This is a genomic window from Pseudomonas phytophila (assembly GCF_025643095.1).
In the GTDB taxonomy this organism is placed as follows: Bacteria; Pseudomonadota; Gammaproteobacteria; order Pseudomonadales; family Pseudomonadaceae; genus Aquipseudomonas; species Aquipseudomonas quasicaspiana.
The window spans coordinates 4,026,091-4,051,973 of the sequence record NZ_CP081201.1; the positions used below are offsets into that span (position 1 = coordinate 4,026,091).

The following is a 25,883-nucleotide window of genomic DNA, read 5'->3' on the forward strand; positions in this document are numbered from 1 at the left end:
AGATCAATGGGAGTGCTCAGCGGAGCCTTTACCCAGCTCGGACTTGAGAATGAAACTGCCAGCGGCGGCCACTTGAGTGCCCGCCGTCAGGCCTTGAACGATTTCCACATAACCGCCGTCGCGTCTGCCGACTTTCACCGGACGCACTTCAAAGCCTTCGGTACTGCGCACGAACACCGACGTCTGGTCTTCAACGGACTGAATGGCAGACTCAGGCAGGCTGACCGCCGCATTGGCTTTGTCTGCTGTCACATCAACCGAGACAAACAGCCCCGGACGCCACGCGCCCTCGGGGTTGGCCAGTACCACGCGCACCGCAGCCGCGCGGGTTTGCTCGCCCAACAGATTGCCTACGTAGCTGATGCGGCCTTCAACCTCGGCATTGAGATCGGGCGCACTGACCGTGACTGCCCTGCCTACCACGACTTTGTTCAAATCCTTGGGCGCAACGCCAAAGGTCGCCCAGACCCGCGACAAATCGGAGAGTGTGAAAGCTGAAGTGCTGTCGTTAACCACCTCGCCTATGGCCAGGTGCTTTTCGACGACCACTGAATCAAAGGGAGCGATCAGTTCGTATCGATTGCCCGCGGAGGATTTCAGACTGGCGCCGATAGCACTCAACTTCTGCCGACCGTTGGCGTAGCTGATGTCTGCTTCCTGATACGCCTGACGCGCCAACAGATAATCCTGCTCGGCGGAAATCTTGTCTTCCCAGAGCTTTTTCTCGCGCTGCATGGTCAGCCGTGCGAGTTCAAGACGGCGCTGCGCTGCGTTAAGTTCGCTGCGCTGATCGGAGATTTGCTGACTGGCGATCACGGCCAGGACCTGGCCTTTTTTCACCGACTGGCCGAGGTCAACCTTGACCTCTTCCACGATCCCGCCGACCCTGGGCACGACGTGGGTGGTGCGGTCTTCGTCGAATCGAATTTCGCCGGGGAACGTGACTGAAGTGCTCATCGACCGAGGTGCCGCGACGGTCAGCTCTATGCCCGCAGACTTGATCTGCTCAGCGTTTAGTTCGAGCTTGCCTTCTTCCGCGTGCGAGTCGCCAGATTCTTCATGGCCGCCGCCAGACGCTTCGGCACCATGACCTTTTTCGCCATGCTCTTCATCACCATGGCTTTCCTCACCGTGCGCTTCGTCAGCGTGGCCTTTGTCATCCACCTTGCCGTCGCTGTGGCTGTCATTTTCGGCGTGCCCCTTCTCGTCCGCATGCCCTTCTTCTTCCGTGTGTTCGTGCTTCGCGTCCTTGGCCGCTTCCGCTGCAACAGGAAGCCCCTGATTACCCAGCGTCAGGCTGCCAAGTCCAATGATTGCAACCACCGCCAGGGCAATGGTCATACTTCGTTTGTTATCCATGGATGCTCCCGGCGATCACGTACGGATGTACACAGCGATGCGCCCGATAAGTGCGAAAAATGAGGGGTTAAGGATTGGCAGTGAATGGGCTGATGTCGCCGTAGATACGCTCGACCGTCACTCTGGCGTCCGTAGCGATGGCCAGCGATTCGAGGTATTGGCTGCGGGCAGCAATCAGGGTGCGCTGTGCGTCGAGAACTTCGAGAAAGCCGAACTTGCCCATCTCGAAACCACGGGTCGCCGCATCCACCGCGCTTTTCGCCGAGGGCAAAATCACCTGATTGAAGGACTCGACTTCTCTGCTCGCCGTCGACCATTGATCGAGTGCGGCCTGGGTCTGCGTACGTAACCTGAGTTCTACGGCGTTGCGTAAATCACGGGCCTGATCTGCGCGACGCGACGCGGCCAGAACGTTGCCTTGATTGCGATTGAACAGAGGAAGCGGTGCCGACAAGCCGATGACATTCACCCGCTCACGGTCTTCGCGGCTGTACTGGCTGCCAATGCTGACGGTGAGGTCGGGGATGCGCTGCGCACGCTCCGAGCCTAGCGCCGCTTCACGCTGCTCGATCTGGGCATGGGCCAGGCGCAGCTCGGCAGCTTGATTGATTGCCGTGAGCATCCTCGCCTCCGACGGGGATTTGCCCGGCGACAGGTCAGCGTATTCCAGTCGATCAAACGACGAAACAGGCGAGCCGGTGGTGCGCGCCAGATCGCGATAGCTATTGGTTTTCAGGGTTTCGGCGCGGCGCACCATCAGGTCGGTTTCAGCCAGTTGTACCTGCGCACGGGTCACCTCAACGGGAGAAGACTTTCCCGCACGCACACGCCCGTCAGCCACTTCCAGGCCGCGCTGGGCAAGGGCATGGGATTGTCGCGCCAGTTCCAGACCGGTTTGCGCACGCATTGCGGTAAAGAAGGCCTGCACGACTTCGGCACGTAACTCGTTGCCCCGTCGTTCCAGTTCGATCTGCGCAGCATCCTGGGACCGGCTGGCTGCTTCAACGCGGGCACCGCGCTTGCCGCCCAGTTCCAGTGCCTGACTAAGCATGACCGTGGTAGTGCTGGTATTGCGCCGAGTGTCTTCCACCTCCCAGGACAACTCAGGGTTAGGCATCAGACCGGCCTGCTGCCTGTCGCCCTCGGCGATGCCAATTTCCCATCGTGCGGCGGCGAGGTCCGGGTTTTCCGCAAAGGCGGCCTCGATGGCCTGGGGCAGACTCAGACTTTGAGCAGTCGCAATACCGGGCGCGGCGAACGACAGCAAAAAGGCATAAAGCAAACCTGTTTTCACGGTGGGCTTCACGTCGGTTAACAAGGAAAAAACTCTGTGCCTCAGCGGGTTTGCACTGCTCCCGTCGCGCCTTTGCATATGACTGACCACCCCATCAAATAACCAGAACAGACTCCGGCTGCGTTCAGCGGAGTTGGATGCGGGGGACTTTATGCAAAGGGAGTTAGCAGAAGGATTGCTGAAAAATTACAATCCTGTCATTTAAGAAAAGTTGCAGTCGCTGGCTATTACACTGCGCGACGCAGTGAAGTTAGCGACACCAAAGACACAAATAGCAATAACTTAAAACTTGCTTTTTTAACACGCTGGCAAAGTGGAAACCTTAAAGCTTTCTGGCTTCAGAACAGTTGAAAAAAATCCGGATATTCAGCCACCTGCGGGGTTGACCCTGAAGTGGCTACAGACTCCAGAATCGCCACAAATCCATGGATCGTGGAACTCTGCCGGTCACCTTGGCAGAGGCGGAACGCGCAACTTTAAAGCCGCCGATAAAATAACAGCGACACTTACCTACCCTATTAATACAGGACACTGATATGCGAATCCTTGTTGTAGAGGACGAGCCGAAAACTGCCGAGTACATGCATCAGGGTTTAACCGAGAGTGGCTACGTTGTGGACCTGGCCGTCACGGGGCTTGATGGGCTTTATCTGGCTCAACATCAAACTTACGATCTGGTGATCCTGGATGTGAATCTGCCCGAGATGGATGGTTGGGAGGTGTTGACCCGGTTGAGGAAAAACAGCAACACCCGGGTCATGATGGTCACTGCCCGTGGTCGCCTTGAAGAGAAGGTCCGGGGGCTGGAAATGGGCGCAGACGATTATCTGGTCAAGCCGTTCGAGTTTCCGGAGTTGCTGGCAAGAGTTCGCACGCTGATGCGTCGCAGTGAGCAGGCCGGTTTGCCCGAGGTGCTGCGGGTAGGCGACCTTGAACTGGACCAGGGACGACACCGAGCCTTTCGCGGCACCCAGCGCATCGACCTGACGACCAAGGAATTCGCCCTGCTCCACCTGTTGATGCGTCACAGCGGTGAAGTCATGTCTCGCACGCAGATCATCTCGCTGGTGTGGGACATGAACTTTGACTGTGACACCAACGTTGTCGAAGTCTCGATCCGCCGTCTGCGGGCAAAAATCGACGAGCCTTTCGAACAGAAACTGATCCACACCCTGCGCGGCGTCGGCTACGTTCTGGAAATACGTGAATGAAACCCACCCGTCTTTCCACACGGCTGGGCCTTGCCGTTACCGCAATGAGTGCCGTGCTGGTACTGGTAATGGCAGCGTTCGCCTACGCGTCCATTTCACATCAGCTGGATTTCCGGGCGAGAAACGGCTTGCAGGAAAAACTGGAGCAAATCGAACACAGCCTGTCAGAGGGCTTCAGCTCGGTAGCTGACGTGGTGCTGGCGCCTCACCACTTGCGAGACCAGATTGTCGGGCACGATGACTTGACCCTGACCATCCTCGATTCGAGCGTCCCGAGAAAACGCTTGCTGAGCCTTGGTCAGGACGAACAGATGGTGCCCCCGATACCCCTGGCCGGGGACAGCCGGGACCATTTCCAGCGGGTGGAATCTTCGGCCGGTCACGAGATATTGATTGCCAGCAAACAGGTGCGCCTCAAAGGCGGCCAGAAGGTGCTGGTGCTGCTCGCGCTCGACAGAGAGAGCGATGCGCTTTTACTCGGCGCCTATGTGAAATCCACGCTCATTGCCTTGCCGCTCATCCTGCTGCTGGTTGGCGGTTGTGCGTGGTGGATCGTGCATCGCGGGTTAAGACCCCTGCGCGCATTTCGCAAGGTCGCGCACAAGGTATCGGCCCGGGATTTGTCCCATCGCATGCAAGCTGCTGGCTTACCTGACGAACTCCGTGACCTGGCCCATGCCGTCAACGTAATGCTCAACCGACTGGCCGAGGATATTCAGCAGTTGGCGCAATTTTCGGATGACCTGGCCCATGAACTGCGCTCGCCCATGAACAACCTGATGGGCAAGGCGCAAGTCACCTTGTCCAGAGAGCGGCCACCCGAGGAATACAAACAGGCGCTGGAGTCGTGCACCGAAGAGCTTGAGCGTCTGTCATTGATGGTCTCCCAGATGCTCTTCCTGGCCAGCGTGACCCAGCCTTCGGCGCTATTGACGTTCACCGCTGTGGATCTTGAAGTAGAAGCCAACAAGGTCGCCGAGCTTTTTGATCAGTCAGCGGAAGAGAAAGACATGACGCTTGTGGTTCAGGGCAGTGCCCAGACCTTCGGAGAACGACTGATGATCCAGCGAGCGATCTCCAATCTGCTCTCCAACGCCATCCGGCACGGCAATCCCGGTAGCACAGTGACCATCACCCTCGAAAGCCATGCCAATGAAGTCTCTCTGGCCGTCAGCAACCTGGGCGAAGGCATCGAAGCCGAGCACCTGCCGCGACTGTTTGACCGCTTCTACCGGGTACACGCCAGCCGCTCCCGACAACAGGGCGGCACCGGTCTGGGGCTGGCGATTGTTCGCTCCATCATGACTGTTCATCAAGGGCGCGTGACGGTGGAGAGTGAGCTGGAACGGGTCACGACGTTCAGGCTGGTTTTCCCGCGAGCGAAGTGAGTGATTCACCGAACTGAGCCCGGCCTGCTAACGCAGGCCGAAGCCCATTTGCTGTAGCGCCCTGACCAACTCTTCACGCCCATGCAGGCTGGAAATACTGCGCAAGCGATTCACAACTTGCTCAGACCAGCCCGCAGCCTTCATGCCCTCCTGCTGATAAAAAGCACCGAGGCGCTGATCATATTGCTCTACCGAGGACTGTTCAGACTCCGCGTTGTAGCGCTCGTGGGGCAAGCGCGGCTTCACCTGCGCCGGGCGCTCAGCATCGGGATAACCCACGCACATGCCAAACACCGGGTACACCTGAGGTGGCAGCTCCAACTCCTTTGCTACACCTTCGATGTCATTGCGTATAGCGCCGATGTAAACGCCACCCAGCCCCATCGACTCCAGAGCCACCACCGCGTTCTGCGCGGCCAGCGAAGCGTCGATCGTGCCCAGTAACAGGCTCTCGATATAAGGCAAGGCTTCAAGCTCAACGCCTGCACGCTCTGCTACTCGGGACACTCTGGAGAGGTCAGCGAGCCAGACCAGAAACAGCGGGGCCTGGCGGATGTAGGCCTGATTACCGGCAAGCTCAGCGAGGCGTGCTTTGCGGGAAGGGTCCTGAACGGCGATCACGCTCCATACTTGTAGATTTGATGAAGTGGCGGCCGATTGCGCGGCTGCGATTAACGCTTCAAGCGTTCCTTCTGGCAGCGGCTTGTCGCTGAAAGCGCGGACGCTGCGATGACTTACCAATTGATCAAGGATCGGGTTCCAGTTTTCGGGGATTTTTGTGTTTGCATCTGCGTCGCCGTAGCGTAGGGCGAGGCCGTTTTGTTTGGCTTGTGTCATGAAATCTCCCAATAGGTTGCAACCGGGTAGAGCCTTTAATGAACGAGGGGCTTTTAACATGGAGATAAATTAGCACGCGAGGAAAAGCGCGGTTAGACGATGTCAGGGGGTGGCGATGGCGAGTGATTGCTGCAGGGTGAGACTGGTTGGGGGATTGCGTTCCGCTTGACCAGCCTTTTGCATTCGACCTTACCGAGCGTTTGTATCGGACTTGAGCAGTGCACTGTGTCTCACTGACCGGCAGGAGTCGGCCAAAAGTTGCGATATACGATCGGCCGCTTTCGGCCAGAAGCTGCCCCTTGAGCATGTGCAAGGCCGCGGCACTTTTTTCAAAGCATTGCACTCTGTGCAATTGCGGAACATCTCCCTGACCCCGCCGCGGGCATAGGCGGGAGCACCGTTTGTACCCCACGACCCGGTTGCAAAAAGAAAGGACGCAAAGCCCGTAGGCGGGAGGGGGATAAGTGGTTTTTCGTGCAGTTTTCTTGTTGAACATATTTTGACATCAAAACCACATTGCACTGATAGTTCGACAGCCCCATTGAGATAGTAGGCAAAACGCCAGTACACGGCTATAGTCTGGGTCTGGCATATACATCTTAAACTCATATAAAGGGAATTTCATGATAGGCTCAGTGTGGAACAAATGGGATCTTCACTTACACTCCCCGCTTACCAACCTTAATAACAATTATGGCAAAACCACACTCCAAGAATATGCACAGGCGATAAAAGCCGCCAACCTCTCTCTTATAGGAATAACCAATTATTTCTATTTCAAAGAAAATGAACTCGAACTTATCAGAGCAGCCCTAAATGAAATAGACTCCAAAACCGTAATCCTCGGAAATATTGAGCTCAGAATAAATCAACCAAACAAAGAGGGAGAGTGGATTAATGTGCACATAGTTTTCTCAGAAAAAATCTCAACAAAAACGATTAATGATCTTTTATCAAAATTCATCGTAACCAATACAACTAATGACGGAAAAAATATTTGGTGCTCTGAAGAGTCATTCAAAACATGCGGCGTAGATACCGGAGAAATAGTTATCGAACCAAGGTCTTTATTAAAGCATCTTGAAGATAGTTTGATTGCTGGAAAAGATTTTATGATCGCTATGTGCCCAAATGGTTACGGCGGTTTTCAACCGGATAGAAAAGAAGGGCGCTCTGTAGCTATGGCCTTGGAAATTGATAAGTTCAGTAATATCATTTTCGGCAGACCTAGAGACCGTGATTTTTTCCTTCTCACCGATCGCTTCGAAAACGCCATTGCAAAACCCGTGTTTAATTGCTCGGATGCTCATGCAATCGCACAGATAGGAGAAAAGTACACTTGGGTAAAAGCCAAACCAAATTTCCAAGGTCTGAGGCAGTCTATTTTCGAGCCCTCAGATAGGGTTCAACAGACTGATGACTTTATAGAAAGATCTTTCATAAAGCCTTACTTCCGAAAAATATCAGTACAAGGTCGAATCTTTGACGAAAGCGATATAAAATTTTCGAGCCAGGAAATACTGCTAAACCCAAACATGGTCGCAATTATTGGAGGCCGAGGGACAGGAAAAAGCTTATTACTAGATGCGGTTTTTTCGAGGCTAGGTAATTGCCAAGGATCAGATAGGGTTAGAGGAGTCAATGTAGAGAATCTTTCCATCACTCTCAATCAGGGTGGTGTTGATGGAGCCGATATCGAGTTTGACAACTTGACCGAGGATGCCTATACCTACTTACACGTATCACAAGGAAATATACACAGCTACAGCAAGGATCCGGTTTCCCTTAGCAACGAGATAAAAAGGATGCTGGGAATACGATCATTTCCATTTGATCCAGTCGTATCACACGAGCTTGTGCAAATTCTGGGAGACTACAGAGCTTTTGTTGAGTATTGGAATGCGAAAGATAATAACGGAGCGTCAGTCAACAAACCAAATTATCAGAAATCGATAATTGAAAAAAACACACAATTAATAAGCACACTGACAAACCCACAGAACCACGCACTTATAGAGCGTTACCAAGCAAATTCGAGCACAATAAATGAGAAAAAAGCATTTACTGGCCGATCAACCGAAATAATCTCAGAGCTAACGCGGACAATAGGAAAACTCAATGAGAAATTGATTGAGTACAATGGCTATCGAGACTCGCTGGCGAAGGTGCCACTCCTAGTGGCAGATGAAATCACAAAAGCGATGAACCTCAACAATACCTCTGCAGATGCGCATATATTAGAACTTACTAGGGACAACGACCAAATACGCGCAGAATTCGCAAAACAAGGTATAAACCAAGACATATCTTCTCTGCTTCATAAAATAACGGAATATCAATACGCCATTGACCAAGCCAAAGAAAAACTCGGGGAGATAGATACAAAAACGAAAGAGTATCACAAATACGTAGTTCGGCGCGGAGAACTGGGAGGACAATATAACTCGTACGTTGAGAGTATGAGACTGGAGATTGACATTGCGTTCGGCCGTCTTCAGCAGTATAACCCAGAGTGGAACGACGAACAGAACGACCTAGTGCAGCACATATTGAGAGACATCAATATTATCGGTACTACCGTATTCGACGCCGAGAAGTTCTACAGTGGATTGGAGCGATGTATAAATAGGGGCAAGTTCAGAGGCTCCGCTGAAAAATCAACTGCCGAAAAACTAGAGTTAACTTTCTGCATACAATCCAAGGAAGATTTCTTTAGGCTATTAACTGGGCAAAAAATTATTAAAATTGAAGAAGAACTCATTTCAATCGAGGAGTTTTTCTGGAAGGACGAGTATTTCAACCAAGGGGGCAGGTACGAATTAATCAATTATCTTTTCTCTCCAGAGAGTATCAAGTCTTTCCTTTATGTCAACGCAGAGTTCACATACAAAGCAAAACCTGTCAGTAAGCTATCAGTAGGCCAGCGCGGCACATTCTATGTATGCCTAAAGTTAGCAACTGACCCTTTTGGAAGTCCGTTCATCTTTGACCAGCCCGAGGATGACCTAGACAATGAATTTATAGTCACCCAACTCGTGCCACTTTTCAACATTATAAAAAAATACCGACAGGTAATCATTGTCACTCACAACGCAAACCTAGTTGTAAACTCTGACGCTGAGCAGGTAATAGTTGCTGACAACGACGGAGAGCTGATCACTTATAGTTCAGGTGCGTTAGAAGACGGAGATGTCAAAAGCGGAGAAGGTGTAAGAGCCAAGGTCTGCTCAATACTCGAAGGCGGGCATACCGCATTTGAAAGAAGAGAGCGAAAGTACGGAATCTGACACTTATTACGGAGTAGGCGCTTAGAGCGCCCGCGCCCTATTTGTGTCAGCGCAACGTGATTGACTATAATGCATAACGTAAATTTTCAACGGTTAATACGATGAAGTTGAAAACTGCGCATTGCTGGCGACCGAGCCTCGGTTATAGCAATGAGTTTACGCAACGGCTGCTTTTGGCCGATTGCTGCCCGTCACCAGCGGCAGAAATCGGCCATTACGTGCCATCCTCAGTTCACAGCTAGAGGACAAATCACGCTTTTCGATTCATCGCATGTGCGAATTAAATTCTATTGAGTCCGGGCTGGCTCATCCTTTTTAGTTGCCTTAGCATTTGAAGCCGCCCGCAAAGAAGCTTTTGCTAGCTTTGTATGTTCCTTAAGCTTCTTAATCGAGTATGGAAGTACTAGTTTAACGGGCGACTTTATAAATTCGACTCCATGAGCCCGCTTGTACGACTCACGAAGAGTGCTACTTATATTCGAACCGCTTATGAGTCTTACTGTCAAGCCAGATCGCTCCATTAATGGTCGGAGCTGGTCGTCTTCCCTTGACACCAGACAGCAATAAAAAATATACCTAGCTTCACCAAACGTGATTTGACTGGAAACTATGTCCCAATAAGGCTTCCTTTCTTGATCGGTTGGAAGATCTCGCTCGATCAATTCCAGAATATTCTGGAGCGTACCAAGATAACGAGCTTGTCGAACAATGTGCTTTTGAATTTCTACGAACAAATGATATTCGTATACGACTCGACCATGGTCGACCTGTAGAAAGCTACTATGCCGTTTCATTGAATCTGTAAATTTCTTGCTATAGTAATAAAGCGCGCCAATACCTTCGTGAGTTTTACCTTCAAAATCTATAACTCTTACGTCTTCCAGATTCCTCCTGCAAAGCTCCAACAAACGATAAAACGAACCCTCGAATCTTTGGATTCTGAAAATCTCTCTCGATTCAGTTAGCTCTTTTCTTTGCAACAATATGGTTAGAATAATACCTGCAAAAGCCAAACCGGAAAACAGATACGTTACCACGCCAAAACTGTCACCAAAAGTTCCAGCCTTTGCAATTGAGTACTCGGTTATTGGCCATGTTTTATAGAGAACGAGGGATCCATAGGAACCGAATATTAAAAGCACGCCTATACCGACTGTGATTGTTATTTTTGTTAGATTCATTGAAAACCCTCAAGTAAATTATTATTGTTACACACAGCCTGCAAACGCTGAATCGAAAAAAATAAATCCGCCCCTATCCTTTCAACTCTGAAGGGGATTTATTCTAAGGACCGAATATTGTCATAAAGCTTTTAAGTTTCAAGCTTCGGAAATATGCAGAACCTCACCTAATAATAAATAGCAGTTCAGAAATAGCGATCTAGCTTCTTCAGCAGACACATCGTTATGTACACCAACAGAAACTCTTTCATAAAGATTCGAAAGATTTTGACGAATCTTGACTTTGCGCGACTTGCTTTCGATTCTTTCGTTAACGAATGCATTGATCCTATTTTGATGCTTGTTGGCGCCAAGAGTAACTTCGTTGCCCCCGATGTTAATTGTTGTTTCTCTCGGAGGAAAAATTGAATCTGCAAAAGAATCAATTATTCGGCGTACAGTTGTCAACGCTTGGCTGATGGATTCCGAATCCCCTTCTGCCAATCTTGATATTACCGATGGTATCTGCTCTAGAACGTCGCCACAATTGGCAGATATTAGGCTGTCAACGTCACTTTTATATTTTTCGAATATGGACTCGGACAAGTTGTCAAATTCCTTTTCATAATATATTCCAGAAACAAATGTATGCAGGATCGAAAGAACGCGACTTTTAATTCCACTTAAGGTCGATATATAGTTTGTCGTATTGGCCAACTGCTTTTCATGCATAGCCATGATACGGTATGCCCAGTCCCCGCTAGTATCGGGAGTGGTAAGAGATTTCAACTTTATGTTCTGGGCTGCCAGTGCTGCCTCCTGCTGTGCAAGAGGACCCCAGTAGCCTTTCTTCTCCTCTCTATTGATCCATCTACCTGTAAGCCCCATGTATTTGAGCGATATTTCATTTGTTCCGTTATACCCTTGCATCTCCAGGCTGATCCAATATTTGATCTGGTCAGAGCCAACCCATCGAGCCAGCCTTGAAGCTTTCAAAAGCAAGGACTCAGCGGGCAGCCTGGTTAGTTCGATGTCGTCCAGTAGCTCTTTGGCTAGGGCTAAAATATGCTCTGATCTACTTCGTTCCACAGAAAGCTCCTAGCGTGTAAGAAAAGTTTCCTTCGCAGTACCATAATGCCACTGCAATGGCGATCATGCGCTTTTGTACTATTGATGGCGATCATGAGTGGCCGCTATTGGCCGATTTCTGCCGCTAAAGGACACATAGCGTGCTGGTCAGAACCAATGCAAACGACTGGTCAAGTCCATACAATTACGCACCTGGCCCCAGAACGAGCAAATTTTCACGCCCCCAACCATGCGTGTTTGCTGGATTCAGCCTCGTTTCGGTCACGGCCCACATCTGGGGAATACCTACTTTCAGCGCGGGCGGTACCTTGCCTCGTTCGCTGAGATATTTGCGGTAAAACATCACCGACGCAGGGACCGCAGACTGCGAAAGAAAATTCTCTGACGCCGTTCGATTTAGAGCCTGCTGAAGTCGCGATGGAAAACGCCTCAATTGGCTGCGTCTCAATGTACTGAAGCAGCCAAGGGCGCATCCAGTTGCATCACGTCGCCGCACGCCTCCACTCCGCCGAATATCTGATACGGTGATTTGCGAAGTTTTGTCGGCTTGTTTACCGGAGCGCCCCATGGCGATTGTCTTCCCCACTGCACACATCGATGCGAAGGAGCGTTTCGATTATTGGCAAGATGTCGTCTGCTCGACCTACACACTCACCAAGAACCGCCAGTTAACAGATGAGCTGTTCGATGGCTCACTGGATGTCACGACCAAGGGCAGTGTGTTATTCAGCCGAATCAGATCCTTGCCGGTGGAGTACAAACGTCCCCGAGACGACCGGGGAAATGGCACGCTCTTCCTGACCCTCACCCTGTGCCCGGAAGCCTACATCAGCCAGTCAGGCAGAACTTCGCGCCAGTTACCCGGGGACATCGTTTTATACGACAGCGCTCAACCCTTCACCTGCACCCTTCCCGCTGGCGACGATCAGATAGTGCTCGCCGTGCCTCGCTCGCTGCTGCTGGCTCATATTCCTCATTACGAAGGTTTTTTAAGCCGAACACTGGAGAGCCAGTCGCCGCTGGGCGGGCTCGCAAAATCAATGCTGATTGAGATGTGGAAGGCCGAGACGCCTGATGCTGCTATCGGCGACCGACTCAATGGTGCGCTGCTGGATGTGTTGTCCAGCGCGTTCGAAACAGCTTATAGCTCCCTGACGCCTAAACAGGCATCACACCGGCACAAGCAGCTTGCCGGAGTAAAACAGCACATTCAGGCAAATCTTGGCCAGACCGGGATGAGCGTGGTAAGCATCTGCGCCGCCGTGCACATGTCGCCCAGAACATTGAACAGACTCTTTGCCACGGAAGGAACCACAGTGATTCGCTGGCTTTGGCAGCAGCGGCTATCGGCCTGCCATGACGCCCTGCTGAAAAAGTCGTTCAATCACGTCAGCGACGCAGCATTGAGCTTTGGTTTCAGCAACCTCTCGCACTTCAGCCGGGCTTTCAAAAAAGCCTATGGCATCTCGCCTCAGCAACTGCTGCATCGGGCCTGATTACACCTGGCATTCTGAGCACAGCATCTGGCACTTCCGGCAAAGCGGCTTATTGCTTTACGGCGCAGTATCAAAAGTGCGCGGCTTAGACTCGCGCCAACGGTGACTAATCAATGATTTAACCTAGCCAACCCGATGGTGAACAGATGGCTAACGCCTCAGATAAAACCCTGCGCCTGTTATTCCCGCAATGGCAAGGTGGCAACAACGCCCCTTACTTCTTCGGCGCCCAACTGCTCTCATGGCTCGCTCCCGAGACGAATGGCCCCGTGGAGGAAGTGCCTGTCGCGAAGCCGGATGGCAAACCGCTGCAAAACGAAAACGGCATCGTCGCTCGTCAGAGCTTGCTTGAGCAATTGAGCCACGCGCGGCAATTGATTGAGAAACATCAGCCTGATCGTATGGTTGTATTGGGCGGTGATTGCCTGGTCGACCTTGCACCATTTGCTTATCTCAATGAACGCTACGACGGCGAGCTGGCAGTACTTTGGGTCGACGCCCATCCTGACGTTTTGACCCCTAAGGAATTCGAGCACGCACACGCCATGGTGCTGGGCAACCTTCTGGGCGAGGGAGATCCGGACTTTGCCCGGGCAGTGAAGCGCCCGCTGAAACCGGCGAATGTCATGTATGCCGGTCTGCAGGAAACCATGGACGTCGAAACCGCCACCATCAAGCGCCTCGGCCTTCGCAGCGCGAGTCCTGCTGACCTGGCGAACACCAGCGAACCGGTGCTGACATGGCTCAAGGAGACCGGGGCCAGGCATCTGGCCATTCACCTGGACCTTGATGTGCTGGACCCGAGCATCTTCCGCTCGCTGCTATTCGCCCAACCCAACGTCCCGGCTGACACCTTTGAAGGGATCGCCCAAGGCAAGATGACCATGGATCAAGTCGTGCGCCTGCTACACGATGTGGCAAACGTCGTGGATGTGGTCGGGATGGGTGTCGCAGAGCATCTGCCCTGGGACGCGCTTGCGCTGAAAAACATGTTGGCTAGCCTGCCATTGCTGGGCAACGTTTACCGGCGAGCTGATACCTGACTTTCATATGGGAGTCGCCCCGGTGTCCCTGACACCACGCTGTCGCGCAGCAAACACGGACCCTGTAGGAGTGAGCTTGCTCGCGATTCGATCTGTTGGTCGATGAATATATTGCCTGTGCTGAAGCTATCGCGAGCAAGCTCACTCCTACAGAAAATGCATTTCAAATCAGGTAGTTATTTCTTGTTTGATAGGAGCAGAGCTTGCTCGCGATGAGGCTGGACGCAATCTGCCTGATATTTGCGGCGCCCTTATCGCGAGCAAGCTCGGCTCCCACAGGTTCTGCGTCGCAATTCACCTTGCGGGCAAACATAGAATCAAGTCCGGCGGTATACCGGCCTCTTGGTAATGAGTTCACGGAAATGGTGCCTGCTGGCCAACATGTGCACCGTTAACTCTAAACGGCTACCCTGTTGAATTACCTCAGGAGGAATAGCCCGTGATCAAGAAAGTCGGCCCCACTGAAATAAAACCCAAACACCGTGCATCGTGCCATTGCGGCGCAGTGGTTCTGGAGCTGGATTTACCCGACGGCATTGTCGACCCTCGGCGCTGCGATTGTTCGATGTGTCGCCGCAAAGGTGCCATCGTTGCGTCGGTCGCGCTGGACGGTGTCAAAGTCATTCAGGGCCAGACCCAGCTCAAGCTCTATCAATTCAATACCCGTACAGCGAAGCATTATTTCTGCGGTAACTGCGGGATTTACACCCATCACCAGCGGCGCTCCTCACCGGATCAATACGGTTTCAATCTGGGTTGCCTGGAAGGCGTGAACCCTTACGACCTGGGCCAGATCAAGACCAGTGACGGCGTCAATCATCCCGCCGACCGCGAGCCACCGACCAACGCCCCCGGCTGAATGCGATATCAGCCTTCCGGCCTCGCTAGACTGGGTCGAAGGCTGATGCATCAAGCGGACGCAGCGATCTCCCGCAAATAAGTCATCAGCAGTGACCGGCAACTTTCAGTCTCCGCAACATAAACGTTTGATTGCACATTTGTAATCTTTCAACCATCTCGTCGTTATCTTCAACTCGTCAAGATTGTGCCCCACTGGCAGCGCTCGAATTTATAAAAAAAGCCAGGTCGACACATAAGAAATCTGCCGATTTGAACGGAGCGACTATGACTCACCTCAACAAAATGACTTTGGCCGTTTTATCCACCCTTGCGAGTGTCACACCGCTTACTGCTTTTGCAGAAGAGCAAAAAGAAGGGTTTATCGAAGGCAGTACGTTGACTGTACTCAATCGAAGTTTTTACATGAACCGTGACCATCGCAAAGGCGAATCAAGCCCCACCGGGAATGGCTATTCCGAAGCATGGGCTCAAGGCGTGATCGGCAAATTCGAATCCGGTTTCACTCAGGGTACGTTTGGTATTGGTGTCGATGCGTTCGCAATGCTGGGCATCAAACTCGACACCGGTGATGGTCGAAACGGCGGACGCAGTTCGTTCGATGTTCTGCCGGTCGATGGGGATGGTGAGGCCGAAGACGAATACAGCAAGGTTGGTGGCGCTCTGAAAGCCAGGGCATTCGATACGGTTGTAAAGGTCGGGGATGTCTTTCCATCCACGCCGGTAGTTTCTTTTGGCGACTCGCGACTGCTGCCTGAAAGTTTCCGCGGTGTAACAGCGACCAACACCAGTATCAGCGGTTTAACCCTTCAGGGTGGCCGCCTTCACTCAATGAGCCAGCCGGCCTCCAGCAGCATGCGCGATAACTTCGCAACGTTTTATGCAGGTTCGGTCAACGCTCCGTGGGTCGCCTATTTCGGAGGTGATTACGCTGCCACCGACAGTCTGAGCCTCAGCCTGTATACCAGCAGGCTGAAAGACGCGTGGGACCAGACTTACGCCTCCACTTCCTACACATTGCCGCTCTCGGACAATCTGGCACTGACCGGTAGCCTGAATTACTACAACGCCACCGACGAAGGCAAAAAGCTCCTCGGTGAATTCGACAACGACATCTGGAGTGCGAAGATCGGCCTGCAATACGGCGCTCATACCCTGGCCGTCTCGCACCAGCGAAATGAAGGCGACGACGACTTCGATTACCTCAGACAATCTGACTCGATTTACCTGGCGAACTCTATCCAGTACAGCGACTTCAACTCACCGAAAGAGCGCTCGTGGATGGTCACTTACAACCTGGACATGACCACGTTCGGGGTACCCGGCCTGTCGTTCATGACGCGCTACGGCAAAGGCACCGACGCGGACTATTCCAATGCGAACAGCACTTACATGCGCCGGGATTCGGATGGCAATCCACTCACCGATCAGAAGCGCTGGGAGCGGGATATCGAAGCGAAATACATCGTGCAGACTGGCAATCTGAAGGACCTGTCACTGCGCGTGAGACAGGCCACCACACGAGCGACTGCATTTGAGTCAGACCTTGATGAGGTCCGGGTGATTGTCGAGTATCCGCTGAGCGTTCTGTGAAGAGCGGCATGAGGTTTTAGCAACACCGCCCTGGAAGCTCCCGCTCTGCAACCAAGGTGTTTCAGGCGCTCTCGCGAGCGCCTTTTTTTGGTCATTAATTTTTGTCTCGAGTAAACAATGGCTCTGTAGGAGCTCACGAGCACCGCGAGGCAGCGATGGCGTCCTGTCTGATACACCGCCATCGCGGCCTCGCGGCCTCGCGGTGCTCGTGCGCTCCTACAGGGACTGCATTTGCTGCGTGAAAGCGCGCAGTCCGATCTCCTGAAACTCCATCCATTGATCCGGCGCAGCTTTCGGATCCCGGAAAGCGACTAGGCTGAGGTCCATCGCCCCTCCAACAAGGCCATCCTCATGCCTCCTGCTTCGTCCGCGCCGTTGTCCGTCCGCTCCGAACCACTGCACATGGGGTTCGTGGTCGCCTGGCTGTTCTGCGCCCTCTTCTACTTTGTGCAATACGCCCTGCGCTCGGCACCCGGCGTGATGATGCCGGAGTTGACCGAAGCGTTTGGCCGCGATGTGGTGGCCGTCAGCGCGCTGGTCGGTCTGTATTACTACACCTACTCGATTTTCTCGATCATTGCGGGCGCGGCACTGGACAGACTGGGTGCCAAGTACGTGATACCGGCGGGCATTCTCATGGTTGCAGCGGGCGCAGCCTTATTCGGCCTGGGTGAGTTGCACGTCGCGCAAATCGGTCGCCTGCTGCAGGGCGCGGGATCGGCCAGTGCCTTCATTGGCGCAGTGTATCTGGCAACGCATGGCTTCCCGCCGCGGTATCTGGCCACTGCCGTCGGTTTCACTCAATGCTTCGGCATGATGGGCGGCTTCGCCGGGCAATTTGCCGTGGGCCCGATCATTCACGGGACTATCCCGTGGCAACAATTCTGGTTCATCGCTGCCGGTTGCCTGTTCGTGATTGCCATTCTGGTGCTGTTAATGACGCCCAAAGGTCACGATCCACGCCCCGCCGGGAGCAGCAACTCACTGGGTTCAGTATTGACGCCCTACAAGCAGGTTCTGAGTAATCCACAGTCATGGTTATGCGGTTTCACGGCGGGCCTGTTGTTTCTGCCGACGACTATCGGCGACATGATCTGGGGCGTTCCATTCCTGCGTGACGGTCTGGCGGTCACGTACAGCGAGGCAGTCAACCGCAGCAGCATGATCCCGCTGGGCTGGGTGATTGGTTGCCCGTTGCTCGGTTATATTTCCGACCGCATCGGCAGACGCAAGCCGGTACTGATCGGTGGCGCGTCGCTGATGTTGATCGCCAGTGCGGCGATTCTGTATCTGCCAGCTGGTATTGCCCCGCCGTATCTGTTCGGTCTGTTGTTGGGGATCGGCTCTGGCGCAGCGATGATTCCCTACTCGATCATCAAGGAAGTCAACGCCGACAACGTCAAGGGCAGTGCCACCGGTGCGATCAATTTTCTGGTCTTTACCTTCAGCGCCCTGCTTACACCGGTATTTGGTTATTTGCTGGCGCGCATGGCAATGGGCGGCGCCTTGACCCTGCCCATATTCCAGGCTGCCGGCGCGTGGTTGCTGGGGGGCATCGTGCTCGCAATCGTGCTGGCGTTATTGATTCTGGAAACGGGACCGAAAGGTCGGCAGGTCGCTGGCTACAAGGTTTTCTGAACACATCGCCAGGCTGTGAATCGAACATTCGGACTTGAATGACGGCACCATGCGTATATGATCAAGCCTAGTTGTACGATGACATATGACGCTAAGCATGCCTTCATGTTTTCCCAACAATAAAATGACGAGCGATCCACTATGACTCAAAGCAAAGCCGAAGTACTGGTCTGGGGCCAGATGCACGCCTCTCTCACTGAAGCGCTGGCCCGGGACTTTACCGTGCACAATCGCTGGGAGATTGCAGACCTGGAAGCTTGGCTCTCCACCCACGGCGAGAAGATTCGCGCCATCGTCACCAGCGCCGTGTACGGCACCGACAATCAGGTGCTGGACCGTCTGCCCAATCTTGAAGTCGTCACCAGCTTCGGCGTGGGTTACGACGCCATCGACACCGACTATTTGTCAGGGCGCGGCATCAAATTCAGCAACACCCCGGATGTCTTGAACAAAGCCGTCGCGGAAACTGCCCTCGCACTGATGCTCTGCGTGAGCCGCAAGATCAGTGAAGCCGAGCGTTTTGTGCGTGCGGGTAAATGGCCAAACGGCAAATTCCCTCTGGGCCGCGATCTGGCAGGCAAAACCTGCGGCATCGTCGGGCTGGGCAAGATCGGTAAAACCATCGCCACTCGTGCTGCGGCGTTCGACATGGAAATCGCCTATTTCCGTCGCGGTGAGGCGTATTCCGATGTGTCCTACACCCATTACGCTGACCTCCACGAACTGGCCAGGGTCAGCGATTATCTGGTGGTGATCGTGCCGGGCGGTGCAGATACCGAGAAGCTGATCAGCGCATCGGTGCTCAAGGCACTGGGTCCGGATTCTTTCCTGATCAACGTGGCACGCGGCACGGTCGTCGACGAAAAAGCCCTGGTCGCCTCGCTACAGGCGGGTGAGATCGCCGGTGCCGGGCTGGATGTATTCGAGGACGAACCGAACGTACCTGCCGAACTGTTGAGCGTGGACCAGGTTGTACTGACCCCGCACATCGGCAGCGGCACCTATGAAACCCGCAAGGCCATGGCTGATCTGGTGTTCGCCAACCTGAGTCGTTATATCGACGAAGGTGAGTTGGTTACGCCGGTATTGGGTTAATCACCCCGGACGGATTGGAACACTCGTTTGGTGGGAGGTAACGCCCCGTCTAAAATGCCGCGTTGTCGTGAAGCAAACACAGGATCTGTAGGAGTGAGCTTGCTCGCGATGACGGTAGACTTTTCAAGAAATTACCGTCAGGCCTGACGCTATCGCGAGCAAGCTCACTCCTACAGGGTCCGTGTTTGCTGCGCGTCAAAGATGGCAGCTCCCCTAAGTTGACCAGCGTAGCTGTTGGATTTGCCTACTGTTTCACGCATTTAACGATCGTTGACCATGCAAGCTCGCCAGAATCACCTATCGTTCTGTTTCAGGACGAAAAAAGGTGAGTCTTCCATGAGTATTGAAACGCTGTTCGCCAATCTGCATAGCCTCCCCAGCATTCCAAAAGTCGCTCAGGATCTGATCCTGCAATTTGACAGCCCTTCTTCCAGCCTGGAAAGCATTGCTCGCAATATCGAAAAGGATCCGGTGATTTCGGCGAAGATTCTCCGCCTGGCCAACTCGGCCCGGTTTCGTGGCTCCCGGGAGTCGTCCAGTATCGAAGACGCAGCCATGCGTCTGGGTTTCAACACGCTGCGCACGCTGGTGCTCGCTTCGGCGGTAACGGGCGCGTTCAAAGCCGGACCGAGTTTTGATCTGAAAGGTTTCTGGCTGAAGAGTTTTCAGGTGGCCGGGATCTGCCGGATGCTGGCGAAACAGAGCGGCGTGGACCCGGAGATTGCGTTTACCTGCGGCGTGATGCATGACATCGGCGAGTTGTTGATCCAGACCGGCGCGCCGGAAGTCGCCGAGCGTATCAACGCTGCGAGCAAAACGGGCACGCCGGGCCGCGCGGCCAATGAAACGGTCCAGTTAGGTTTTGGCTATCCCGAGGTAGGTGAGGAACTGGCCCGTCGCTGGCATCTGCCGGAGGTGATCCAGCAAGCCATTGCGTATCAGGCAAAACCGTTACAAGCGCCAGGCAATGCTCCCCTGCCGCGTATCGTGGCTCAGGCGATGCTGGTTTCCGATGCGCTCGAAGCCCACGGCGGTGCTACGCCAGAAGCGCAACAGGCGGTGGTCGGACCGCTGACTGAAGGGGTCAATCTGGATGCATTGTTTGCCGGACTGCCCGCCGTACTGGAGGCGGACAAAGCGTTCGCAGAATTGCTGAGTTAGACCGAGTCGCCGTTATCGCGGGCAAGCACCGCTCCCAGATGGCATCGCATTTCAAACTGTGGGAGCGGTGCTTGCCCGCGATACATGAGACGAGGCGGGAAGACACACTACATCATCGTTTATCGTCCTGTCCGGATGCGGCTCGGCCAAGGCACCGCTCACAATATTGGTCATCTGTAGGAGTGAGCTTGCTCGCGATGAACGATGACACGGTGTAGCTGAAAAAACGAGTCGTCTGCATCGCGGGCAAGCCTCGCTCCCACAGGTTTGCAGGCCAACATAGAATCTCCCATGGCATTGCATTTCAAACTGTGGGAGCGGTGCTTGCCCGCGATAAGGGCGACCCGGTTTCAAGCCTTACTCTTCACATCAGATCCTGAAAGTCCCCACCAGATGCTGCAACCGGGCAGCCTGCTCTTCCAGATATGAACAAGCGTCCAGCGTCAGCTTCAGGTTATCGACGCCTTCCTGATTGAGCGTATTGATCTGCGTAATATCGACGTTGATCGACTCCACCACCGCGGTTTGCTCTTCAGTCGCAGCGGCTACGGACTGGTTCATGTCGTTGATTTCATCGATACGACGAGTGACGCTGCTTAACCGCTCGCCCGCCTGATTGGCGACGGTCACGCTGCTTTCACTCTGACGCTGGCTTTCGGTCATGGTGACCACCGCTTCCCGAGCGCCGATCTGCAGTTCCTCGATCATCTTCTTCACTTGCTGCGCCGAATCCTGAGTACGGTGTGCCAGGCTGCGCACCTCATCGGCCACCACCGCAAAGCCACGCCCTGCTTCGCCGGCGCGCGCCGCTTCAATCGCCGCATTCAGTGCTAGCAGATTGGTTTGCTGGGAAATACTGGTGATCACCTCAAGAATCTGACCGATGTTGACCGTCTTGCCGTTCAGGTTCTCGATGTTGGCGCAGGATTCGCTGATCTTCGCCGACAGCTCGTTCATCGCGCTGATGGTCTGCTGTACGACTTGCTGACCATCACTCGCCAACTGGCTGGCATCGGCAGATTGCTGAGAAGTACGCGCCGCGTTCTGGGCAATTTCATGGGCAGCCGCCCCCAGCTCGTTGATCGCCGCCGCAACGCTTTCGGTACGATTGGCCTGCTGGTCGGAGTTGGTCATGGAGGAGTTGGAAGCCTTCACTACCCGCATCGCCACATCGCCCAACTGGCCAGCCGTGGAAGCCACCTCGCGTATGGAGCCGTGGATACGCTCAACGAATCGGTTGAACGACTGGGCCAATTCGCCGAACTCATCCTGTGAGGTAATGGCCAGACGCTTGGTCAGGTCGCCGTCACCATCAGCGATGTCACGCATGGCGCGGCCCATTTGATGCAGCGGTTGCATCAGCACGCTGATCAACATGCCCAGCAGCAGAATGATGATCACCACGGAAATGACCATTGCAGTAATCGCTGACGTACGGAATTCGCCGAGCATGGCGTAGGCCGCATCCTGATCCAGTACCAGCGCCACATACCAGTTAGCCGAAGAAACGCCTTCTACCTTGGTCAGCGACATGATTTCCGCTTTACCGGCGGACGCAATCTCGGTCACGCCCGCAGTAATCTTCGGCGTATCGGTCGGATAGGCTTCGCTGATGTTCTTCAGGATGAGTTTGCTGTCCGGGTGAATCAGAATCTTGCCGTCGCCGCTGACGATGAATGCATAACCATGCCCACCGAAATTCAGCGAATTGATGGTCTTGGTAATGCTCTCGAGTGAAATATCAGCACCGGCAACGCCGATGAACTGGTTCTGGTACTTGACCGGCGCCGCCAGTGTCACGACCAACTTGCCCGACGAAGCGGCAATGTACGGTTCGGTCACAACAGTGCCCGGGGCGTTTTGCGCCGCCTTGTACCAGCCACGCGCACGGGGATCATAATCTGCCGGGCGATTACCCGCTGGCACCGAAAACATCACGCCGTCAGTACCACCGAAATAACTGAGCTGGAAATTGTCGGTATAAGCCGGGATACCAATGGAGCTCTGCAGATCCGGAATCGCCTTGCCATCCGCCGCGACCCGCTGCGCCATGGATTGCAGCAGCTGGGTACGGCTCTCCAGCCAGGTCTGAATATTCTGAGTAGTCAGGCCACCCAACTGTTGAAGTTCAGCAAAGACATTGGATTTCAAAGTCTGACGTTGTCGGTAATCGTTAACAACAATAAAACAGGTAAATGCAACCACGACCACCAACGCGGCGGCGAGCAGAATCTTTCTGCTGAAACCCAGACTTTTCATCATTGCGGATACTTCCATTACAAATGAGTTGCTACAGCGCACGGCTGTTCACTGAAACAGTGAACACATTGCGGCGTTTGTACTGGCTCTTTGTGTAAAAGGATAGTGTCCGGAACAAATATATTTATCGGATCCAAATAGTCGGACGTATGACAAATTAATACGCGATGAATGGTTACATATACTGCGTTTTAAGGCCTAAAGATTTCACACACTCTGCCGACTGAAACGAAATATTAGTGCATCAGACAACATGCAGTCGGCGCCTATGTAACCTCTGACAGGTGATGCCGTCTTCCATTGAACCCAATCCTGAGCTCACCGAGGTTACGAGGCCATCGATAGCGGTTTGTCTGATACTCCGTTATCGCGGCCTCGCGATGCTCGTGCGCTCCTACAAATCCGGGCTTGCTGTACGGCAGCGGTGTGTCAGGAATAAGGAGCCACTTCCTGCCACAAGGCAGAATTACCGCAAGTTAGTCTTCACCAACTCAAACACCTCATCCCCTCGCCCGCTCATCACAGCACGCATCATGTACAGGCTGAAGCCTTTGGCCTGTGCCAGTTTGATCTTGGGCGGAATGCCCAGTTCCTGTTTGGCGGTGACAACATCCAGCAATACCGGGCCCGGATGATCGAACGCCTTGCGCAATGCAGCAGGCAACTCTTCTGAACTCTCTACGCGAATACCCAGAATGCCCGCACCCAGAGCGATACCGGCGAAGTTGGTCTCGTACAGATCAGTGCCATGGGGCACGTAGCCGCCAGCTTTCATTTCCATGTCCACGAAACCCAGCGAGCTGTTGTTGAACACCACCATTTTGATCGGCAGGTCCAGTTGGCGAACGCTGAGCAGGTCACCCATCAGCATCGACAATCCGCCATCGCCACACAGGGAAATCACTTGTCGATCCGGATACGCCGCTTTCGCGCCCAATGCTTGAGGCATCGCGTTGGCCATGGAGCCATGGTTGAACGAACCCAGCAAACTGCGCTTGCCGTTCATGTGCAGATAACGGGCAGCCCACATTGTTGGGGTGCCGACATCGACGCTGAAGATCGCGTCAGCGTCGGCCTGCTCATCAATCAACCGGGTCAGGTACTGCGGATGAATCGGGTTGCCCGGCGCCGATGGCGTGGCCAGATCATCCAGCCCTTCCCGTGACTTGGCGTAATGCTTGAGCGCCTTGTCGAGGAAGCGACGGTCTTCCTGACGATTCAGTTTTGGCAGCAGCGCAGCAAGGGTTTCTTTCACGCCGCCGGTCAAGCCCAGAGCTATCGGCGTGCGTCGACCGAGGGCTGTGGGGTCGATGTCGATCTGGACGATTTTGGCGTCCGTCGGGTAGAAGTTCCGGTACGGAAAACTGCTGCCCAGAATCACCAGTGTGTCGCAGGACAACATGGCGTGATAACCCGAGCTGAAACCGATCAGGCCGGTCATGCCGACATCGAACGGGTTGTCATACTCGACGTACTGCTTGCCGCGCAAGGCGTGCACCACGGGCGCGCCAAGACGGTCGGCCAGGGCGACCATCTCGTCATGGGCTCCGGCGCAACCGGCACCGCACAACAAGGTGACTGCTTTGGATTCATTGAGGATGTCGGCCAGCTGCTGGATGTCCGGCTCGCTCGGCGTGACCGTCGGTGGCGCGGTGTCCACCCACTTGGCCAGAGCGTCAGGGGCATCGCTCAGCGCGACGTCACCCGGCAACACGATCACCGCAACGCCACGCTGACCAATCGCGGCACGCATGGCGCGCTCCAGCACCCGGGGAAATTGCTCAGGGGTGCTGACCAGTTCGACAAAGTGGCTGCACTCCTTGAACAGTTCCTGAGGATGGGTTTCCTGAAAATAGCCCAGACCGACTTCCGAAGACGGGATATGCGCCGCAATCGCCAGGACCGGGACCTGGTTGCGATGGCAATCGTAGAGTCCGTTGATCAAATGCAAATTGCCTGGCCCGCAACTGCCCGCGCACACCGCCAGCTTGCCCGTGCTGGCAGCTTCAGCACCGGCGGCGAAGGCGGCGACTTCTTCGTGGCGGGTGTGCATCCAGCGGATGGAGTCGATGCTTTGCAGGCTATCGGTCAGGCCATTGAGGCTGTCGCCGCTCACCCCCCAGATACGGTTGACGCCAGCACTGGCGAGGGTTTGAGCGAGGTGATCGGCAATGGTTTTGGACATGCTGGTTTCCTTGTCGAGACAGATGGAAAACGTAGCCAGTGTCTTGGTACGCATCAGTGATCGACAGGCTGTGCGGCGCACAGTTCAGCTGGTGACAGAACACAGATCAATCTGTGAAGAGCGGATTACCTGCGGGCGGTGCTTGCCCGAAAGACAAGCACGAAAATTCTTGAGACGCACCGCACTGCACTATCCCGAACTCAACGGTAGGAGCGAACTTGTTCGCGAGGCGTCAGACCTGACTCACCGCATCAGCCCTATCGCCAACAAGTTGCCTCCTACCTGACCCAGCGCAAACCGGTAGGAGCGAACTTGTCCGCGAGGCGTCAGACCTGACTCACCGCATCAAGCCCTATCGCCAACAAGTTGCCTCCTACCTGACCCAGCGCAAACCGGTAGGAGCGAACTTGTTCGCGAGGCGGCAGGCTGATCCACCGCATCAAGCCCTATCGCCAACAAGTTGCCTCCTACCTGACCCAGCACAAACCGGTAGGAGCGAACTTGTTCGCGAGGCGGCAGGACTGATCCACCGCATCAAGCCCTATCGCCAACAAGTTGCCTCCTACCTGACCCAGCGCAAACCGGCAGGAGCGAACTTGTCCGCGAGGCGTCAGACCTGACTCACCGCATCAAGCCCTATCGCCAACAAGTTGCCTCCTACCTGACCCAGCGCAAACCGGTAGGAGCGAACTTGTTCGCGAGGCGTCAGACCTGACTCACCGCATCAGCCCTATCGCCAACAAGTTGCCTCCTACCTGACCCAGCGCAAACCGGCAGGAGCGAACTTGTCCGCGAGGCGTCAGACCTGACTCACCGCATCAAGCCCTATCGCCAACAAGTTGCCTCCTACCTGACCCAGCGCAAACCGGTAGGAGCGAACTTGTTCGCGAGGCGGTCGACCTGATTCACCGCATCAAGCCCTATCGCAAA

17 protein-coding genes and 1 pseudogene are annotated in these 25,883 nt (G+C 54.2%); 10 read left to right on the forward strand and 8 right to left on the reverse strand.

Annotated features, from left to right (window positions below; genetic code table 11):
* Positions 1-3 precede the first annotated feature (3 nt).
* The gene (locus tag K3169_RS18160) at positions 4-1,359 is read right to left on the reverse strand and encodes an efflux RND transporter periplasmic adaptor subunit (protein WP_263267315.1); all 1,356 of its coding nucleotides are present in this window, start codon (positions 1,357-1,359) and stop codon (positions 4-6) included.
* 67 nt (positions 1,360-1,426) lie between these two features.
* Positions 1,427-2,731 carry a TolC family protein gene (locus K3169_RS18165; RefSeq protein WP_411567007.1) on the reverse strand — a complete coding sequence of 435 codons (1,305 nt, stop codon included), beginning with the start codon at positions 2,729-2,731 and terminating at the stop codon, positions 1,427-1,429.
* A gap of 458 nt (positions 2,732-3,189) precedes the next feature.
* On the opposite strand from K3169_RS18165, the gene K3169_RS18170 reads away from it, so the two are divergent.
* Positions 3,190-3,864 (forward strand): heavy metal response regulator transcription factor, encoded by a 675-nt coding sequence (locus K3169_RS18170; protein WP_122706379.1) that lies wholly within the window; start codon positions 3,190-3,192, stop codon positions 3,862-3,864.
* Positions 3,861-5,252 carry a heavy metal sensor histidine kinase gene (locus K3169_RS18175; protein ID WP_263267317.1) on the forward strand — a complete coding sequence of 464 codons (1,392 nt, stop codon included), beginning with the start codon at positions 3,861-3,863 and terminating at the stop codon, positions 5,250-5,252. Before K3169_RS18170 ends, K3169_RS18175 begins: the two co-directional genes overlap by 4 nt.
* 27 nt (positions 5,253-5,279) lie before the next feature.
* Here the strand turns inward: K3169_RS18175 and K3169_RS18180 are convergent, their stop codons facing one another.
* Positions 5,280-6,089 (reverse strand): NADPH-dependent oxidoreductase, encoded by an 810-nt coding sequence (locus K3169_RS18180; protein ID WP_263267318.1) that lies wholly within the window; start codon positions 6,087-6,089, stop codon positions 5,280-5,282.
* A gap of 623 nt (positions 6,090-6,712) precedes the next feature.
* Here K3169_RS18180 and K3169_RS18185 point away from each other — a divergent pair.
* A complete protein-coding gene (locus K3169_RS18185) occupies positions 6,713-9,376 on the forward strand; it encodes a TrlF family AAA-like ATPase (RefSeq protein ID WP_263267319.1) in 2,664 nt (887 codons plus the stop codon).
* Positions 9,377-9,663: 287 nt separating this feature from the next.
* Here the strand turns inward: K3169_RS18185 and K3169_RS18190 are convergent, their stop codons facing one another.
* Both K3169_RS18190 and K3169_RS18195 read right to left on the reverse strand, forming a co-directional pair.
* Complete coding sequence (locus K3169_RS18190) at positions 9,664-10,557, reverse strand: hypothetical protein (protein WP_263267320.1); 894 nt, start codon at positions 10,555-10,557, stop codon at positions 9,664-9,666.
* A 138-nt stretch (positions 10,558-10,695) separates the two neighbouring features.
* On the reverse strand, positions 10,696-11,625 hold the full coding sequence (locus tag K3169_RS18195) for a hypothetical protein (RefSeq protein WP_263267321.1): 930 nt from the start codon (positions 11,623-11,625) through the stop codon (positions 10,696-10,698).
* 566 nt (positions 11,626-12,191) lie between these two features.
* Between K3169_RS18195 and K3169_RS18200 the strand changes: the two genes are divergently transcribed.
* From K3169_RS18200 to K3169_RS18230, 7 genes are all read left to right on the forward strand, one after another.
* Positions 12,192-13,121 (forward strand): helix-turn-helix domain-containing protein, encoded by a 930-nt coding sequence (locus tag K3169_RS18200; protein WP_263267322.1) that lies wholly within the window; start codon positions 12,192-12,194, stop codon positions 13,119-13,121.
* Between the two features lie 146 nt (positions 13,122-13,267).
* Positions 13,268-14,164, forward strand: coding sequence for an arginase family protein (locus K3169_RS18205; protein ID WP_263267323.1), 897 nt, complete (start codon positions 13,268-13,270; stop codon positions 14,162-14,164).
* A 439-nt stretch (positions 14,165-14,603) separates the two neighbouring features.
* Positions 14,604-15,023 (forward strand): GFA family protein, encoded by a 420-nt coding sequence (locus K3169_RS18210; protein ID WP_027902769.1) that lies wholly within the window; start codon positions 14,604-14,606, stop codon positions 15,021-15,023.
* Between the two features lie 284 nt (positions 15,024-15,307).
* On the forward strand, positions 15,308-16,615 hold the full coding sequence (locus K3169_RS18215; RefSeq protein WP_411567054.1) for an OprD family porin: 1,308 nt from the start codon (positions 15,308-15,310) through the stop codon (positions 16,613-16,615).
* Between the two features lie 351 nt (positions 16,616-16,966).
* Entirely contained in the window at positions 16,967-18,253 is a 1,287-nt protein-coding gene (locus K3169_RS18220; protein ID WP_263267325.1) for an MFS transporter, read from the forward strand.
* A gap of 141 nt (positions 18,254-18,394) precedes the next feature.
* On the forward strand, positions 18,395-19,348 hold the full coding sequence (locus tag K3169_RS18225) for a 2-hydroxyacid dehydrogenase (RefSeq protein WP_263267326.1): 954 nt from the start codon (positions 18,395-18,397) through the stop codon (positions 19,346-19,348).
* 336 nt (positions 19,349-19,684) lie between these two features.
* Positions 19,685-20,509 carry an HDOD domain-containing protein gene (locus K3169_RS18230; RefSeq protein WP_095098957.1) on the forward strand — a complete coding sequence of 275 codons (825 nt, stop codon included), beginning with the start codon at positions 19,685-19,687 and terminating at the stop codon, positions 20,507-20,509.
* A gap of 369 nt (positions 20,510-20,878) precedes the next feature.
* Here the strand turns inward: K3169_RS18230 and K3169_RS29810 are convergent, their stop codons facing one another.
* The 3 genes and pseudogenes from K3169_RS29810 to poxB form a co-directional block, all read right to left on the reverse strand.
* Positions 20,879-21,673 (reverse strand): methyl-accepting chemotaxis protein, encoded by a 795-nt coding sequence (locus tag K3169_RS29810; protein ID WP_411567055.1) that lies wholly within the window; start codon positions 21,671-21,673, stop codon positions 20,879-20,881.
* A 63-nt stretch (positions 21,674-21,736) separates the two neighbouring features.
* Positions 21,737-22,786: pseudogene (locus tag K3169_RS29815) on the reverse strand (cache domain-containing protein); the annotation flags it as partial.
* A gap of 448 nt (positions 22,787-23,234) precedes the next feature.
* Positions 23,235-24,953: a ubiquinone-dependent pyruvate dehydrogenase gene (gene poxB, locus K3169_RS18240; RefSeq protein ID WP_263267328.1), complete on the reverse strand. Its 1,719-nt coding sequence runs from the start codon at positions 24,951-24,953 to the stop codon at positions 23,235-23,237.
* Positions 24,954-25,883: the final 930 nt, after the last annotated feature.